Raw genomic sequence first — 16,217 nt, 5'->3', positions numbered from 1 at the left:
TGGTCCACTCTCGCAGGTCGTGCGGCGGCGCGCTCGCGATGTGCGGGGTGATGTGACGGGTCAGACGCGGCCGGTACGTCGGGCGCGGTGCGTACGTCAGGCGTCGGCGGTGGGTTCGGCCGGGTCCGTACCGATTTTCGTACCGCCGTCCGTACTGCCGTCCACACCGGCTTCCGCGTCGGCTTCCGTACCGCCGTCCGTACCGGCTTCCGTCCCGCCGTCCGTACCGCCGTCCGTACCGCAGTCCGCGCCGCCCTCCGCCCGCTCCGCCTGCTGCCGCAGCCAGGCGTCGATCTCGGCCCGTACCCGCCGCTCCATCGCGAGCCCCATCTCGGCGTCGACGATGTTCTTGGCGAGGGGCCGCAGGCGTTGCAGGGACTCGGCTATGCGGTGGGCCTCGGCGGCCGGGAGGTCGTCCATGGGCCCGATGACGTGGGTGCGGATGACCTGGGTGAAGAGGTCGGCGAGCGCGTCGGTGTGGGCGCGTACGCCGCGTCCGGCGGCGAGGACGGCGGCCAGCGGCACGCCCTCGTGGACGAGGGCGGCGGAGGCGTCGAGCAGGCGGCGGCTGATGTGGATGACGTTCTCGCCGTCGACGCCGATGTAGCCGATGTCGAGGGCCGTCGTCAGATTCTCCGGGGTGACGTCCTCGCCGAAGTAGTCGGCCAGCTCCTCGGGGGTGAGGCGGACCGGGGTCTCCTCGGACCAAGGCGCGGTGAGCGCGCCCTCCAGGCCGAGCAGTTCGGCGACGCCGCCGAGCGTGCGGCCGTTCTCCCACGCGCCGATCAGTTCGGCGATGCCGCCGAGGGTGTGGCCGCGCTCCAGCAGCCCCGCGATGGTCCGCAGCCGGGCGAGGTGGGCCTCGGAGTACCAGGCGATCCGGCCGTCCCGGCGCGGTGGCGGGAGCAGCCGCCGCTCACGGTAGAACCGCAGCGTCCTGACGGGGATACCGGCCGCCTTGGCCAGCTCCTCCACGCGGTACTCGCGCTCGGCCGCTGAGCCGCTGCCGGAGCCGTCGCCCGCGCCGTGGTCCCCCGCGCCGCCGCTTCCGTTGTCGTCCACGCGGCCAGCCTATGTGCTGTTCGGGGCTGTCCGACCCCGCCCCTGGGCAGGTATTCCGTCGTGACATCCGCCGCCGCGCGCCCGGCCGTACGCCCCCGTGTCCGGACCCGTACGCTCCGTCGCGCGCCCCGCCGCCCGGACGCGTACGCCCCCGCCGTACGCCCCGTGTCCTGGCCCGTACGCCCCACCGCGCGCCCGTCGTCCGCCACCGCGCGCCCCGTCGTCCGGGACCCCACGCCCCACTCCGCGCTCCACGTACGGACGACTTCCGCCCCTACCCCTACCGGAGGTAACCCGGCATGGTCTACAGTCCGAACCGTGCCAGTGATTGCTGGCATGATCGACGGGGGCACAATTCGGCGGAAGGCGGTGCCATGGACGAGCTCGAACACGTGCGGGTGGCGGTGATCGGGTCCGGGTTCGGCGGGCTGGGGGCCGCGGTACGGCTGCGGCGCGAGGGCATCACGGACTTCGTGATTCTGGAGCGCGCGGACTCGGTCGGCGGGACCTGGCGCGACAACAGCTATCCGGGCTGCGCCTGCGACGTGCCGTCGCACCTGTACTCGTTCTCCTTCGCGCCCAACCCCGACTGGCCGCGCGCCTTCTCCGGGCAGGAGCACATCCGGGCGTATCTGGAGCGGGTCACCGACACCTTCGGGCTCCGCCCGCACCTGCGGTTCGGCGCCGAGGTGCGGCAGGCCCGCTGGGACGGCGAGGCCAACCGCTGGCACCTGACGACCGCGGCGGGCGAGCTGACCGCCGATGTCGTCGTCTCCGCGACCGGGCCGCTGTCCGACCCGAAGATCCCCGACATCCCCGGGATCGAGGACTTCCCCGGGCGCGTCTTCCACTCCTCGCGCTGGGACCACGACTTCGACCTCAAGGGCAAGCGCGTCGCCATGGTCGGCACGGGCGCGTCCGCGATCCAGATCGTGCCGTCCATCCAGCCGGAGGTCGCGCGGCTGACCGTCGTGCAGCGCACCCCGCCGTGGGTGATGCCGCGCGTCGACCGCGGGGTCAGCGCCGCCGAGCGCTGGCTGCACGGCAAGGTCCCGGCCACCGCCAAGGCGCGCCGCGGCCTGCTCTGGCTGATCAGGGAGTTCCAGGTCGGCGCCTTCGTACGGCACCCGAAGCTGCTCAAGGCCGCCGAGCGGATCGCGGCCAACCACCTGAAGCGGTCGGTGAAGGACCCGGAGCTGCGCGCCCGCCTCACCCCCGACTACACCATCGGCTGCAAGCGCATCCTGCTGTCCAACACCTACTATCCGGCGCTCGCGCAGCCCAACACCGAGGTCGTCACCTCCGCGCTCAGCGAGGTCCGCGGCTCGACGATCGTCACCGCCGACGGCACCGAGCGCGAGGTGGACGCGATCGTCTTCGGCACCGGCTTCCACGTCACCGACATGCCGATCGGCGACCGGGTGATCGGCGCGGACGGCCGCACGCTCGCCGAGCACTGGAAGGACGGCATGGCCGCGCTGCGCGGCTGCGCGGTCGACGGCTTCCCCAACCTCCTGTTCATCATCGGCCCCAACACCGGCCTCGGTAACAGCTCGATGATCCTGATGATCGAGTCGTCGCTGAACTACGTCGCCGACTTCATGCGCACCCTCGACGCCACCGGCGCCGCCGCCCTCCAGGCCAGGCCCGAGGCCGTCACCGCCTGGAACGAGGAGATGCAGCGCCGCGCCGCCCGTACGGTCTGGAACACCGGCGGCTGCAAGAGCTGGTATCTCGACGCGAACGGGCGCAACACCACCGCCTGGCCCGGCACCACCGCCGAATTCCGGCGCGCCACCCGGCAGTTGAAGCTCTCCGAATACGAGGTGCTGGCCCCGGTCGCGGGCCGGCGCGAGGCTGTGGAGGCCGTGTCATGACGGTGCCCTACGAGGTGGTACGCGCCCGCCGCGAGCTGACCGTCGTCTCCGCCGACGGCACCCGGATCCACGTCGAGGAGTACGGCCGCGCGGACGGCCCGCCGCTCGTCCTCGCCCACGGCTGGACCTGCTCCACCCTCTTCTGGGCCCCGGTCGTCCGTGCGCTCGCCGCCGACTTCCGGGTCATCGCGTACGACCAGCGCGGGCACGGGCGCAGCGCGTCGCCGCGGTCGCGGGCGGGGTACGGGACGACGCAGCTCGCCGACGATCTGGAGGCGGTGGTGACGGCTGTGCTGCCGGGGGGCGCTTCGGGAGCCGGCGCTCTCGGAGCCGCTGACGGAGACGGCGGCGGCGCTGGTGACCGAATTGGCGCTGGCGACGGCACCGGTGACGGCTACGACGGTGAGAAGGCCGTGCTGGTCGGCCACTCCATGGGCAGTATGACGATCATGGCGGCCTCCGGGCGTACCGCCGTCCAGGAGCGTACGGCCGCCGTCCTCATGACCAGCACCGGCAGCGCCCGCCTGCTCGGCTCGACCCAGGTGCTGCCGCCCCGCTTCAGCTCCCGGCGCGTCCGGCGGGCCTTCCACCGGCAGCTCCTCGTATCCCGGCTGCCGCTTGGACCGGTCACCCCGGTCTCGCGCGCGGCGCTCAAGTACGGCGTGCTGGCGTCCGGTTCGACCCGCGAGCAGGTGGCCTTCTCCGCCCGTATCGTGCACGCCTGCGGTGCGCGGCAGCGCTCCGAGTGGGGACGGGTGCTCGCCGCGCTCGACCTCGACGCGGAACTGGCCGCGCTCACCGCGCCCACGGCCGTGCTGGTCGGCACCGCCGACAAGCTCACCCCTCCGGTGCACGCGCGCGGCATGGCCGCCGCCCTGCCGAACTGCACCGACCTGATCGAGCTGCCCGGGCTCGGCCACATGACCCCGATCGAGGACGCGGACGCGGTGGTCGCGGTGGTACGGAAGCTGGCCGCGGCCCATCTGCGGGTGGGCGCCGCGTCCGGCGACGCGCGCGCGGTGGACGACCCGCGCACCGACCCGCGCACCGACACGCGTACCGGCACAGGTACCGGCACACTTACTGACCCGGTCACCGACACACGGACAGAGGAGAAGAGCGCATGAGCAGCCGTACGGACAGCTCGCTCGACGGGCAGGTCGTGGTGGTCACGGGGGCCGCGCGCGGGGTGGGGGCGCTGCTGGCGCGCAAGCTCGCCGCGCGCGGGGCGACGCTGGCGCTGGTCGGCCTGGAGCCGGACGAGCTGAAGAAGGTCGCCGAGTCGATCGGGGCGCGGGCGGGCTGGTGGACCGCCGATGTCACCGACCGGGCCGCGATGGCGGCGGTGGCCGAGGAGGTCGCCGAGCGCTTCGGCCGGGTCGACGTCGTCGTCGCCAACGCCGGGGTGGCCACCGGCGGCCCCTTCCTCGACTCCGACCCCGAGGCGTTCGACCGCGTCATCCAGGTCAATCTGCTGGGCAGCATCACCACCGCCCGCGCCTTCCTGCCCGCGCTGCTGCGGTCGCGCGGCTATCTCCTCCAGATCGCCTCGCTGGCCGCGCTGACCCCGGCGCCGCTGATGGCCGCGTACTGCGCGAGCAAGTCGGGCGTCGAGGCCTTCGCGCACTGCCTGCGCGGGGAGGTGGGCCACAAGGGTGTCAAGGTCGGCGTCGGCTACCTGAGCTGGACCGACACCGACATGGTGCGCGGCGCCGACGAGGACGACGTCCTGCGCGGCCTGCGCTCCAAGCTGCCCTGGCCCACCAACCGCACCTATCCGCTCGAACCCGCCGTCGACCGTATCGCCGCCGGGATCGTGCGCCGCTCCCCGCACGTCTACGGGCAGGCGTGGCTGCGCGGCATGCAGTCCATCCGCGGCTATCTCCCGTCCGTCATCGGCGGCGCCCTCGGGCAGCGGCAGATGCGGCAGGTCGAACCCGCCCTCGCCCGCGCGGCCGGTATCCACCGCGGCCTCGTCGGCCGGGGCGGCGCCGCCGACGAGACGGCCCGCTCGGCCGGCGCGACCACGGGACCGAACGCCTGAGCCTCACGCTCCGTGATCCCAAAGCCCTTGCCGCGCTGGGCTTTTCGTCCCGAGATGCGCACTTCGCGCACCCGTGTAAGTCTGGTCGAGGCCCCATCCCCACAGACTCCAGGAGGAGTGATCATGGGCGCTTTCGACCAGTTCAAGGACAAGGCCAGCGAGTTCGCCGACAAGGCCAAGGGCGCGGCCGGCGACCAGCGCGACAAGGCGGCCGAGTCCGCGGACGACGCGCGCGACAACATGCAGCGCGGCACCCAGCAGGACCAGGGGCAGCGGGACCGTCGCTCCGACGTCGAGGACCCGTCGCAGGACCGCCTCGGCTCCGAGTCGAGCGACGCGGACCAGGACGACTGGGCCTGACGTCACGCGAACACCGTGACAAAGAAGGGGCACCCCCTCGGGGGTGCCCCTTCTCCCTTGTGCCCGCGGCCCGTTCTCCTGTCCGCCGCGCCCGTTTCTGTCCGCCCCGCCCGTTTCGCGGTGTGTTCAGCGCGGGGGGAGTGGGGGGCGTTGGCGGTTGGGGCGGGTGGTGAGGTCGGGCGGGGTGGCGGCGGGGTGTTCGGCCAGGAGGGCGAGGGCGGTGCGGACCGCGACGTCCATCTGGCCGTGGCGGCCCTCGGCCCAGTCCAGCGGGGTGCGGAGGGCGTCGATGTCGGGGTCGACGCCGTGGTTCTCGACGGACCAGCCGTACGCGTCGAACCAGGCGGCGTTCATGGGGACGGTGATGACGGTGCCGTCGCCGAGGCGGTGGCGGCCGGTCATGCCGACGACGCCGCCCCAGGTGCGGGAGCCGACGACCGGTCCTATGCCGAGGAGTTTGAAGGCGGCGGTGATCATGTCGCCGTCGGACGACGTCGCTTCGTCGGCGATGGCGACGACCGGGCCGCGCGGGGCGTTGCCGGTGTAGGAGACCGGCTGCGCGTTGCGGGTGAGGTCCCAGCCGAGGATGGTGCGGGTCAGCTTCTCGATGACCAGTTCGCTGATGTGACCGCCCGCGTTGCCGCGGACGTCCACGAGCAGGGCGTCGTAGGCGACTTCCATCCGCAGGTCGCGGTTGAACTGCGCCCAGCCGGAGCCGCCCATGTCGGGGATGTGCAGATAACCGCACCGGCCGCCGCTCAACTGCCGTACGACCGAACGGCGTTTGGCCACCCAGTGCTGGTAGCGCAGCGGGCGTTCGTCGATCAGCGGGACGACGGCGACGCGGCGGGGCGCGCCGCGGCGGCCCGGTCCGACGAAGGTCAGCTCGACGGTGGTGCCGCCCGCGCCGGCCAGCAGCGGATACGGTCCCGCGTCCGGGTCGACCGGCCGCCCGTCGATGTGGGTGAGCACCGCGCCCTCGCGGATGCCCGTACCGGCCAGCGGCGAACGGGCCTTGGAGTCCGACGACTCGCCCGGCAGGATCCGTACGACAGACCACGTGCCGTCCTTGCCGTGCTGGAAGTCGGCGCCGAGCAGGCCGATGGGGCGCTGGTAGTGCGGCGGGCCCTCGTTGCGGCGGGCGGGGGCGACGTACGCGTGCGACGTGCCCAGTTCGCCGAGGACTTCGCGCAGCAGGTCGGCGAACTCGTCGGGCGTGGCGACGCGTTCGACCAGCGGGCGGTACTGGTCGAGGATCGCGGGCCAGTCGACGCCGCACATGTCGGGCGCCCAGAAGTAGTCGCGGATCAGCCGCCCGGCCTCCGCGTACGACTGCCGCCACTCGGCCGTCGGGTCCACCTCGTGCAGGATGCGGCGCATGTCGACATAGACCGTCGAGTCGTCGTCGCCGCGTTCGGTGGCGGGCAGGACGGCCAACTCGCCCTCGTCGAAGACCGCCAGGCGCTGGCCGTCGCCGCTGACCGCGTACCAGTCCATGTGGTGGACCAATTCGGTCCGCTTGGACTTGGTCAGGTTGTAGTACTCCAGCGTCGGGCGGGCGGAGGGGTCGGTGGGGTTGGCGAAGGTCTCGCCGAGCGCGCCGGAGATCGGCCAGCGCAGCCAGACCAGGCCGTTGTGCACGGGCTCCAGCGCCGAGTACTTCGACGCGGGGACGGGGAAGGGCGTCACCCGGTTCGCCAGGCCCTCCACCTCGACGACCACCGGGCCGTCGCCGCCGCCGCTCTCGCCCGGGTCGAGACCGCCGCCGATGGGACGGCCGTCGACCGGCAGCGCGAAGGGTGACGGCGTCGCCGAGTTCAGCGGCACCAGATACGGGCGGCAGCCGAGCGGGAACGACAGGTCGCCGGTATGAACGTCGTACACCGGGTCGAAGCCGCGCCACGACAGGAACGCGAGGTAGCGGCCGTCGCGGGTGAAGACGGGCTGCTCGTCCTCGAAGCGGCCGTTGGTGACGTCGATGATCGACTGGTCCGACAAGCGGGCGATCTTCACCGAGCGCAGACTGCGGCCGATACCGGGGTGCGACCAGGTCAGCCACGCCGAGTCGGGGGAGAAGGCCAGGTCGCGGACGGGGCCGTTGGTGGAACGGATCAGCTCGTCGACAGCGCCCGCCATGGTGCGGCCGTCGGTTGTGTGATCGTCCAGCGGTACGCGGCGCACGCCGTTTCGCGTGCCGTCACCCGCCCCGCCGGGCTCGTCGCCCGCATTGCCCATCTCGCGCACGTCGCGTACGTCGGCCCGTACGTCGTCGCCTAGGCCGTACGGGTCATCGCCCTCGTCACCGTCCGAGTCGTCCTCCGCCTCGCCGGTCGTCACCAGCAGCAGGCGGCCGTCGTTCGTGGCGACGGCCAGCGTGCCGCCGTCGGGGGAGGAGACCAGCTCCAGGACGCGGCCGAGCTTGCCGACGGCGAGGCGGGTGGGGCGGTCCGGCTCGTGGCCGCCGCCGGTGACGTCGTCGTCCGTGTACACATCGGTGTCGGGCGATTGGCCGTCCGAGCCGGGGGTACGGGTGGGGCCTTCGCCCTTGCCGCGGCCGGCCGCGGGGTCCGTGTAGACCGTGCTCGAACGGCTGACGTCCGCGCCGCCCTTGCCGCCACCGGCCTTGCTCCCGCCGCCCACCCCGCCACCGGCCTTGCCTCCGCTTGCTGTGCCGCCGTCGCCTGCCCCACCGCCTGCCCCGCCGTCCGCCTTGCCGCCACCCGCGACCGGCACCACATCGGTCAGCTCCTCCGTCACCTCGGTGACGTCCTCCGCCTCCGTCACCTGCGCCTTCGCGTCCGCCGCTGCGGAATCCCGCGCGCCGCCGCGGATCGCCGTCCGCGACGCCCGCCCCGGCAGGTGCGCCAGCTCGATCCCGTCCTCGCCCTCCGCGTCCGTGACGAAGGCGACCAGACCGGTGTCGCCGAGCATCTCCGGCAGCCGGACCCGCGCGCCGGGCTCGTCGGCGATCGTCCGGGCCGGGCCGTCGCGGTGCGTGAGCCAGTAGAGGCTGCCGCGTACGCAGACGGCGCTGGCCCGGCCCGTACCGTCCATGGCCAGGCTGTCCAGATTCGAGGCCGCGGGCACCTGGTACGGGCGCTGCCCGCTCCTCGCGCCGCCCAGCCGGATGTCCAGGCGGCGCGGCCGGGCGTCGGGCGCCGCCAGGTCCTCCACCAGCCACAGCTCGCCCGCGCACTGGTACACCACCCGCCGGCCGTCGGTGGCGGCGCTGCGGGCGTAGAACTCGGCGTGGTCGGTGTGCCGCCGCAGATCCGTACCGTCCGGGTGGCACGAGTACAGATTGCCGATGCCCTCGTGGTCGGAGAGGAAGGCGATCCGGCCCGACACGAACATCGGCGACGCCAGGTGACCGTCGATGTCCGGAACCAGCCGCTCGCCGTGCAGCCACAGCCGCCCCGTCGCGCCGCCGCGGTACCGCTTCCACGCGTGCGGCTCGTGCGGCGGCGTCCCCGTCAACAGCAGGGTGCGGCGCTCACCCGGCTCCCCGTTCTCGTCGCACACCGCGATGTCCGACACCGGCCCCCACGGCAGCGGCCCGCCGGGCCCGCCGTCCACCGGCACGCTGTGCGCCCACGTGTGGTACGCGAACGGCTGCCCGTGCGACGACACCGCCAGCACCTGGCCGTCCGGCGTCCACGAGCACACCCGCGTGTCGGAGCTGCCCCAATACGTCAGCCGCCGCGACTCCCCGCCGTCCGTCGGGACCAGATACACCTCGGGGTCCAGGCTCCGCCAGGTCGTGAACGCGATGGTCGAACCGTCGGGCGACAGCCGCGGCGGCCCCACCCGCGTCCGGTCCGCCGTCACCCGCCACGCCCGCCCGGGCGACCCCCCGGCCGCCCCCAGCGGGGCCACCCAGATGTCGTCCTCGGCGGCGAAGCTGAGCAGGTCGCCGTGGAGATGCGGGAATCGGAGGTACGCGCCGTCGCTCACCCCTCCCATGGTTCGGCCCCCGGAAACCCCCGGCAACTTTTCGCCACCTTGCGCCCCCGCCTCGCCCCCGTCCGCCGCCCATGCGCCCCGCCCCGGGAGCCCCGGGGGACCCCGTCCCACAGACCTTGGCCAGACGGCGGCGTCAGGCGGTCCCCACCGCCAGCAGGTGCGATGCGGCGGACAGCAGCTCCGGCGTCGACTCGTCGAATACCGCGCCGTGGACATCCAGGATCCCGGACCCCACGTGCGGTCCGGTCGCCGCGCGTCCTCTCCGTCCGCTCAGACGCGCGCCAGGCGGCTGACGAATCCGGCGGCGATCAGTCGTTCGTATGCGGTGCGTACGTTCCGCGGGACGTGCTGGGCGACAGCGAATCCGAGCTTCGGGTATTCGATCACCCGCTGCATGTCTCCGACGATCATGTCGACGACGAGTTTGTCGTCGCCGATGCTCTTCAGATAGTCGTCGAATTCCAGACGTTCCGAGGCGCACAGCACGTCCACCTCGGGCCAGAGTTTCCTGGTCGTGGCATACGAGCGGCGTTCCGCGTACGGCTTGCAGATCAGCAGAACCGTCTTTGGGCTGAATCCGGCGGCTGCCAGTACCTCACGCGAAAAGGTGATGTTCTGGCCGGTGTTCCCGGCCCTGGGCTCCACGAGGATCGCGTCGTCCGGTACACCGAGGCCGACGGCGTGCTCCCGGTAGTGGACGGCCTCCCCGCGCGGGAAACGTGCGACTGTCGTGGGGCTGTTCCCGCCGCTGAATACGACGACGGGAAACAGCCCTTCCCCGTAGAGCTCGGCCGCGCGTGTCGCCACCCCGAGGTCATGACTGCCGAGACCGATCGCCGCGTCGCACGGACGGGGTTCGTGCCTCAGCAGATGGAAGTCCCACATCAGCTTGGCGTCGCTCCACTGCCCATCGGTGATGGCGCGCGGCTCGCGCTCCGGCACACGTACTCCCGGTTTCATTGCCACGGGGACCGTGGCGGCACAACGTTCGGCACGACGTCCTCCGACCGCCGGATTCCCTCGATGCTACGTAGTTGGTGTCCCAAGCCGTAACGGCCGGCCACCTCCGCCGCCTCGTTGAGTATGGCCAGACCGCTGTCGCGGGTGTTCGGGTCGGACATGAGGACGTGCCCGTGCGCGGTGCTCAACCGCACGCGCTGCAAGGGGGAGTCACCGCTTCCGCCGGATCGCGCGATGTCGATGTGCCGCAGCGCCTTCGTGAGACCGCCCTTCGCGCGGTGGGCGAGTGCGATCTTCTGGTGGGCCACCGACCAGTCGCCGGGTTCAGCGAGGTCCTCGAATTCACGGGCGGCCTCCGTCATGACCTTCACGGCGCGGTCGTTGTCACCGAGTTTGCTGGCCGACCTGCCCAGCCACAGCCGGGACCGGGACCGGTCGCGTCCGCTGAGGCGCCCGTCGCACGTCAGCCGCTCGTACGTCCGGCTGGCCTGCTCGACCTTCCCCGACATCTCGTCCACGAGCGCGAGCGACAACTCGGTCTGTGCCAGACGTCGTGGGATATCGAGCCCGGAGAACAGACCGTTCGCGATGCTGTACGCGTGACGGGCCGACAGCGGTCCCCACAGAACTCCCCGGTCGCGTCGCAGGTCGCCGAGCAGGGCGGTGGACCGGGCAAACAGATACAGCCCTCGGTCATTCGCCTCACCTTCCACGAAGTGGTCCAGCCGGCGATGGAGCAGATTCCCGGCGACGGCGAAATCCTGATGCGACAACGCGATGATGACCCGGTCGAGATCATCGGCCCACGACTCGTACTCCCACGCTTGCGGCACGGCGGGCGGTGTGTGCCGTTGTGAACGTGTCGTCACGGCATCCGAGAGATTCCTCGCGAAGCGCGCATGGGCGTCGGCGCTCGCGCGGGCAAGGGCGGTGTCGAGAATGGCCTGGGTGTCGGGGCGAGGTTCCGTCTCGGTGAGCAGCTTCTCCCACTTGGAGACCGTGCGAATCCCGACGCCCAGATGTTCGGCGAAAGCGCGGACGCTCAACCGTAAAGCGCTACGCAGGGCTCGGGCCTCAAGCCCGGTCCAGTGGTGCACCGTCGCCACACGTCACTCCCTTCTTCCCGCCATGGAAGCACGGCGCAGGTGTACAGGGGGACGGAAGTACGACGGAAGTGCAACAGGAAGACATTTCGCGGAGATCGCGGCCCGCCCAGGATCGGATACGGCGCGGCCTCCCGGTCCACGCGTCGACCGTACTTCCCGTCACCACCTGAACCGTGAGGTCCGCCATGGCCGAGTCAGCACAGAAGTTCTTCGACGCGAAACGCGAATCGGTCGGGCTGGCGCGCGAATTCGCCGCAGGGGCCCTGAGGGCATGGGGGTTGTCGCCTGTCGTTGACGACGTGCGGTTGTGCGTATCGGAGTTGGCGTCGAACGCGTTGGCGCACGGGACGCGGCGGGGGCACGGGTTTTTGGTGCGGGTGGTGGTGGAGGACGGGTGCGTACGGCTGGAGGTGCATGACAGTCGTGACGAGGAGGGGGAGCGGAGGCCGCGGGTGTGCGAGCCCGGTGCGGCGGATGTACGGGGGCGGGGGCTGTTGATCGTCGCGGCGGTCGCGGACGGGTGGGGGGTCGAGGGGCGGGAGCCGTTCGGGAAGGTGGTGTGGGCGCGGTTCAAGGGGGTGGCTTCGGGGCCCGCGGGCGGGGAGGGGTGATGCGGGAAGACCCCGTCGAGGCCGGGCGCAGTTCGTCGGCATCGCCTACCGCGCGGGCGTGGCCCACGCCGCCCCGGAGAGCGGCGCGGACGGCCGTACGTAGTCAGGTGGTGGGGCAATGGCTACGGCTACGGCCGCGGGTAGCCGATGGCCGCGATGTCGTCGGCCAGTTCGGGGAGCGTGAGGTCGGGGTTGAGCGTGGTGACGACCTCGGCGGTCAGCGGGCGCAGGGCGAGGACGTGGTGGACGGGAGCGGCGGCGACCGGGACCTCGTAGTAGTCCTCGGCGAAGGCGCGGTAGGCGTCGGCGTCGCGGTCGGTGAGCAGCGGGAAGAGGAGCCCGGCGCCGTCGGGGTCGCCGTCGGGCGCGTCGGGGAACTCGATGGCGCCGCCGGTCCGCCACGCGGTGTCGGCGGCCTGCCGCCAGAGGCAGGCGGTGACGACGGGCATGCCGTCCTCGTCGCTGAAGGCGGGCTCTTCGACGCAGGGGCGGAAGACGGCGGGCACGTCGTCGAGGACACCGGGCCAGGGGCCGTCCTCGACGTAGGGGCTCATCCGGGACTCGTGGGCGAAGCCGCGGACGTAGGCGCCGAGGGGGGAGAAGACGATGGAGTATTCGTCGCCCGAGCCGTTGCTCATGGAGGCCATCTCCTCGACGTCCGACCAGTGCGCGTCGAAGGAGTAGAAGCGGCTCTCCCACGACGGGCTGAGTATCGCCTCCAGCATGGCCAGCGCGCGGCAGTGGTCACGGAGCACGGGGATGGCGGGGAGCCGCCGGGCGGTGTCGTAAACGGTCACGGCGGCGACCGTACGCCGTCCGGCGGCCGGTCCCGATGCCGGGTCCGGCGCGGCGGTGTAAGACCCGCCGCGCCAGGGTGGCGGGTCTTACGACTCGGCGGGCGTCTCCGACTCCAGCCGGGTGCGGGCGGCCTCCAGGCGGGCCAGCGCGCGCTCGCGGCCGAGGGCTTCGAGCGACTCGAAGAGCGGCAGCCCGACGGTGCGGCCCATGACGGCGACGCGGACGGGCGCCTGGGCCTTGCCGAGCTTGAGGCCGTGGGCGGCGGCGATGGACTCCAGGGCCGCCTTCAGGGGCTCGGCCGACCAGTCGGGAAGCGCGCCCAGTTCATTGGTTGCGTCGCGCAGAAGATCCGCCGCGCCCGCCTTCATCGCCTTGGACCACGACGCGTCGTCGCGCACCGGCTCGTCGAGGAAGAGGAAGTCGACGTACGACGTGATCTCGGACAGCAGGGCGATCCGGGTCTGGGCGAGCGGCGCGACGGTCTCGAAGACGGCCTCGTCGTACGACAGCGGGTCCCAGGTGGCGTGCGGGGCGGTCAGCCACGGCGCGCACGCGCTGACGAAGGCGGCGGGGGACAGGGCGCGGATGTACTCGCCGTTGAAGGCGGTGAGCTTCTTGACGTCGAAGAAGGCCGACGAGCCGATGACGTCCTCGATGCGGAAGAGCCGCTCCAGCTCCTCGTAGGGCAGGATCTCGCGGTCGTCGCCGGGGCCCCAGCCCAGCAGCATCAGGTAGTTGACCATGGCCTCGGGCAGGTAGCCCTCGGCGAGGTAGTCCTCGAGGGCGACCTTGTCGCGGCGCTTGGAGAGCTTCTGCCGCTTCTCGTTGACGATCACCGGCAGGTGCGCCCAGGTGGGCGGGGTGGCGCCCAGCGCCTCCCAGAGGAGCTGCTGCTTGGGCGTGTTGGACAGGTGCTCCTCGCCGCGGATGACCTGCGTGACGCGCTCGTCGAGGTCGTCCACGACGTTGGCGAGCAGGAAGACCGGGGAGCCGTCGCCGCGGGCGATGACGAAGTCCTCGATGGAGCTGTTGGGGAAGGCGGGTTCGCCGCGGATCAGGTCGACCACGACCGTCTCGCCCTCGTCCGGCGTGCGGAAGCGCATCGCCCGCCCCGGCTCGTACGCCAGCCCGCGCTCGCGGCAGAAGCCGTCGTAGCCGAGGTGTTCGGAGCCGGTGCGCTCCTTGAGCATGTCGCGCGTGCAGTCGCAGTAGTACGCGCGCCCCTCGATCTGGAGCCGGGAGGCGGCTTCGCGGTGCCGGTCGGCGTTGTGCGACTGGAAGTACGGGCCCTCGAAGGCGGGGTCGGCGCCGCTGATGCCGATGGCGGCGAGCGCGCTGATGATGCCGTCGATCCATTCGGGCTTGTTGCGCGCCGCGTCGGTGTCCTCGATGCGCAGGACGAAGGTGCCGCCCGACTGTCGGGCGACCGCCCAGTTGTAGAGGGCGGAACGGGCGCCGCCGACATGGAACATACCGGTCGGGGAGGGGGCGAAACGGACGCGGAGCGGGGCATCAGACATGGCGTGAATCCTACCGAGCCGGGTCGGCGCCCCGCGCCTCGGATTATGCGGGGTCCCGATGCCGCTGACCCGCGCCCGCCGCTCGCGTAACGTGCTCGTCACTACGTTGACTACTGGCGAGTAAGGAGCGGTCGGATGGCGCTGGACGCGGATGTCGTGGTGGTGGGCGCGGGGCTGGCCGGTCTGGTGGCCACGGTCGAGCTGGCGGAGGCCGGACGGAAGGTGATCCTGGTCGACCAGGAGCCCGAGGCGTCCCTCGGGGGCCAGGCGTTCTGGTCCTTCGGCGGGCTCTTCTTCGTCGACTCGCCCGAGCAGCGCCGGATGCGGATCAAGGACACGCCCGACCTCGCGCTCCAGGACTGGCTCGGCACGGCCGGCTTCGACCGGCCCGAGGACTACTGGCCGCGCCGCTGGGCCGAGGCGTACGTGCACTTCGCCGCGGGCGAGAAGCGGGCCTGGCTGCACCAGCGCGGCATGCGCTTCTTCCCGGTGGTCGGCTGGGCCGAGCGCGGCGGCTTCCTGGCCACCGGCCCCGGCAACTCCGTGCCGCGCTTCCACATCACCTGGGGCACCGGGCCCGGCGTCGTCGCGCCCTTCGCGCAGCGGGTGCGCGACGAGGTCGCGCGCGGGCGGGTCGAACTGCGCTTCCGGCACCGGGTGACCGGCCTGACCCGTACCGGCGACGCCGTGGACGGTGTGACCGGCGAGGTCCTGGTGGCCAGCGACGTGGCGCGCGGCGAGGCCAGTTCGCGGGAGACGGCGGGCGCGTTCGAACTGCGCGCGCAGGCCGTGGTCGTCACAAGCGGAGGCATCGGCGGCAACCACGATCTCGTACGGGCCGCCTGGCCCAAGCGGCTCGGCACCCCGCCCGGCAAACTGCTCTCCGGCGTTCCCGCGCACGTGGACGGCCTGATGCTCGGCATCACAGAGGCGGCGGGCGGAAGGTTGATCAATGGTGACCGGATGTGGCACTACACCGAGGGCATCGAGAACTGGAACCCGATCTGGGCCCGCCACGGCATCCGTATCCTGCCCGGCCCTTCGTCGCTGTGGCTGGACGCCACCGGCAAGCGGCTGCCGGTCCCGTACTTCCCCGGTTTCGACACGCTCGGCACCCTGGAGCACATCATGGGGACGGGCCACGAGTACACCTGGTTCGTCCTCACCCAGAAGATCATCGAGAAGGAATTCGCGCTGTCGGGCTCCGAGCAGAATCCGGACCTGACCGGGAAGAGCGTGCGCGACGTGCTCAAGCGCGCGCTGCCGGGGGCGCCGGGGCCGGTCGAGGCGTTCAAGCAGCACGGCGTCGACTTCGTGGTGGAGAAGGACCTCGGCGCCCTGGTGCGGGGGATGAACGCCGTGACGGGCGAGGGGCTGGTCGACGAGGCGGTCGTACGGCGCGAAGTCGAGGCGCGCGACCGCGAGATCGCGAACACGTACACCAAGGACTTGCAGGTCACCGCCATTCGCGGGGCCCGCAACTACCTCGGCGACAAGCTCATTCGCACCGCGTCGCCGCACCGGCTGCTCGACCCGAAGGCGGGGCCGCTGATCGCCGTGCGGCTCAACATCCTGACCCGGAAGTCGCTCGGCGGCCTGGAGACCGACCTCGAAGGGCGCGTCCTGCGCGGCGGGTCGGAAGGCGCGGAGGACGGCGGCGCGGCCGGTCGCGGCGAGGTGCTCAGCGGGCTCTACGCGGCGGGCGAGGCCGCGGGATTCGGCGGCGGCGGGATGCACGGATACCGGTCGCTGGAAGGGACGTTCCTCGGCGGCTGCATCTTCTCCGGGCGCGCGGCGGGGCGGGCCGCCGCGGCCGCGACGGCATAACGCGCGAGCGGGCGCCGGGGGTTCCGCCCCCGGCGCTCCCTCCGTGCCCCGGCACCCGGCCGCCCGTCCGGGCGGGTCCGCCAACCGTC

General features: G+C 72.3%; 12 protein-coding genes. 6 read left to right on the top strand and 6 right to left on the bottom strand.

Going from position 1 to position 16,217, the window contains the following annotated elements:
* Nucleotides 1–96 precede the first annotated feature (96 nt).
* Nucleotides 97–975, bottom strand: a complete 879-nt coding sequence (locus ACFY9V_RS20925) for a MerR family transcriptional regulator (protein ID WP_391162562.1) — start codon at nt 973–975, stop codon at nt 97–99.
* 461 nt (nt 976–1,436) lie between these two features.
* Here ACFY9V_RS20925 and ACFY9V_RS20920 point away from each other — a divergent pair, with 461 nt between their 5' ends.
* From ACFY9V_RS20920 to ACFY9V_RS20905, 4 genes are all read left to right on the top strand, one after another.
* Nucleotides 1,437–2,939 (top strand): NAD(P)-binding domain-containing protein, encoded by a 1,503-nt coding sequence (locus ACFY9V_RS20920; RefSeq protein WP_391162343.1) that lies wholly within the window; start codon nt 1,437–1,439, stop codon nt 2,937–2,939.
* The gene (locus ACFY9V_RS20915) at nt 2,936–4,066 is read left to right on the top strand and encodes an alpha/beta fold hydrolase (protein ID WP_391162341.1); all 1,131 of its coding nucleotides are present in this window, start codon (nt 2,936–2,938) and stop codon (nt 4,064–4,066) included. Before ACFY9V_RS20920 ends, ACFY9V_RS20915 begins: the two co-directional genes overlap by 4 nt.
* Nucleotides 4,063–4,983: a short-chain dehydrogenase/reductase gene (locus ACFY9V_RS20910; protein WP_391043422.1), complete on the top strand. Its 921-nt coding sequence runs from the start codon at nt 4,063–4,065 to the stop codon at nt 4,981–4,983. Before ACFY9V_RS20915 ends, ACFY9V_RS20910 begins: the two co-directional genes overlap by 4 nt.
* A gap of 123 nt (nt 4,984–5,106) precedes the next feature.
* A complete protein-coding gene (locus tag ACFY9V_RS20905; RefSeq protein WP_355337909.1) occupies nt 5,107–5,343 on the top strand; it encodes a hypothetical protein in 237 nt (78 codons plus the stop codon).
* 126 nt (nt 5,344–5,469) lie between these two features.
* Here the strand turns inward: ACFY9V_RS20905 and ACFY9V_RS20900 are convergent, their stop codons facing one another.
* The 3 genes from ACFY9V_RS20900 to ACFY9V_RS20890 form a co-directional block, all read right to left on the bottom strand.
* Nucleotides 5,470–9,306: a S41 family peptidase gene (locus ACFY9V_RS20900; protein ID WP_391162339.1), complete on the bottom strand. Its 3,837-nt coding sequence runs from the start codon at nt 9,304–9,306 to the stop codon at nt 5,470–5,472.
* A gap of 270 nt (nt 9,307–9,576) precedes the next feature.
* Nucleotides 9,577–10,266, bottom strand: a complete 690-nt coding sequence (locus ACFY9V_RS20895) for an ElyC/SanA/YdcF family protein (RefSeq protein ID WP_391162561.1) — start codon at nt 10,264–10,266, stop codon at nt 9,577–9,579.
* Nucleotides 10,263–11,372, bottom strand: a complete 1,110-nt coding sequence (locus ACFY9V_RS20890) for a helix-turn-helix domain-containing protein (protein ID WP_391162337.1) — start codon at nt 11,370–11,372, stop codon at nt 10,263–10,265. Before ACFY9V_RS20890 ends, ACFY9V_RS20895 begins: the two co-directional genes overlap by 4 nt.
* 185 nt (nt 11,373–11,557) lie before the next feature.
* Between ACFY9V_RS20890 and ACFY9V_RS20885 the strand changes: the two genes are divergently transcribed.
* Nucleotides 11,558–11,983, top strand: coding sequence for an ATP-binding protein (locus ACFY9V_RS20885; RefSeq protein ID WP_391162335.1), 426 nt, complete (start codon nt 11,558–11,560; stop codon nt 11,981–11,983).
* 128 nt (nt 11,984–12,111) lie between these two features.
* On the opposite strand, the gene ACFY9V_RS20880 is transcribed toward ACFY9V_RS20885, so the two are convergent.
* Together ACFY9V_RS20880 and gltX are read right to left on the bottom strand one after the other, a co-directional pair.
* Nucleotides 12,112–12,780, bottom strand: a complete 669-nt coding sequence (locus ACFY9V_RS20880; RefSeq protein ID WP_391162334.1) for a hypothetical protein — start codon at nt 12,778–12,780, stop codon at nt 12,112–12,114.
* 87 nt (nt 12,781–12,867) lie between these two features.
* The gene (gltX, locus tag ACFY9V_RS20875) at nt 12,868–14,253 is read right to left on the bottom strand and encodes a glutamate--tRNA ligase (protein ID WP_391162559.1); all 1,386 of its coding nucleotides are present in this window, start codon (nt 14,251–14,253) and stop codon (nt 12,868–12,870) included.
* 183 nt (nt 14,254–14,436) lie between these two features.
* Between gltX and ACFY9V_RS20870 the strand changes: the two genes are divergently transcribed.
* A complete protein-coding gene (locus ACFY9V_RS20870; RefSeq protein WP_391162333.1) occupies nt 14,437–16,128 on the top strand; it encodes an FAD-binding dehydrogenase in 1,692 nt (563 codons plus the stop codon).
* Nucleotides 16,129–16,217: the final 89 nt, after the last annotated feature.

The sequence above is a fragment of the Streptomyces sp. NPDC008317 genome, assembly GCF_042955955.1.
Classification (GTDB): Bacteria; Actinomycetota; Actinomycetes; order Streptomycetales; family Streptomycetaceae; genus Actinacidiphila.
The sequence above is the reverse complement of the archived record's forward strand: the minus strand, read 5'-3'. Positions and strand labels throughout refer to the sequence as shown.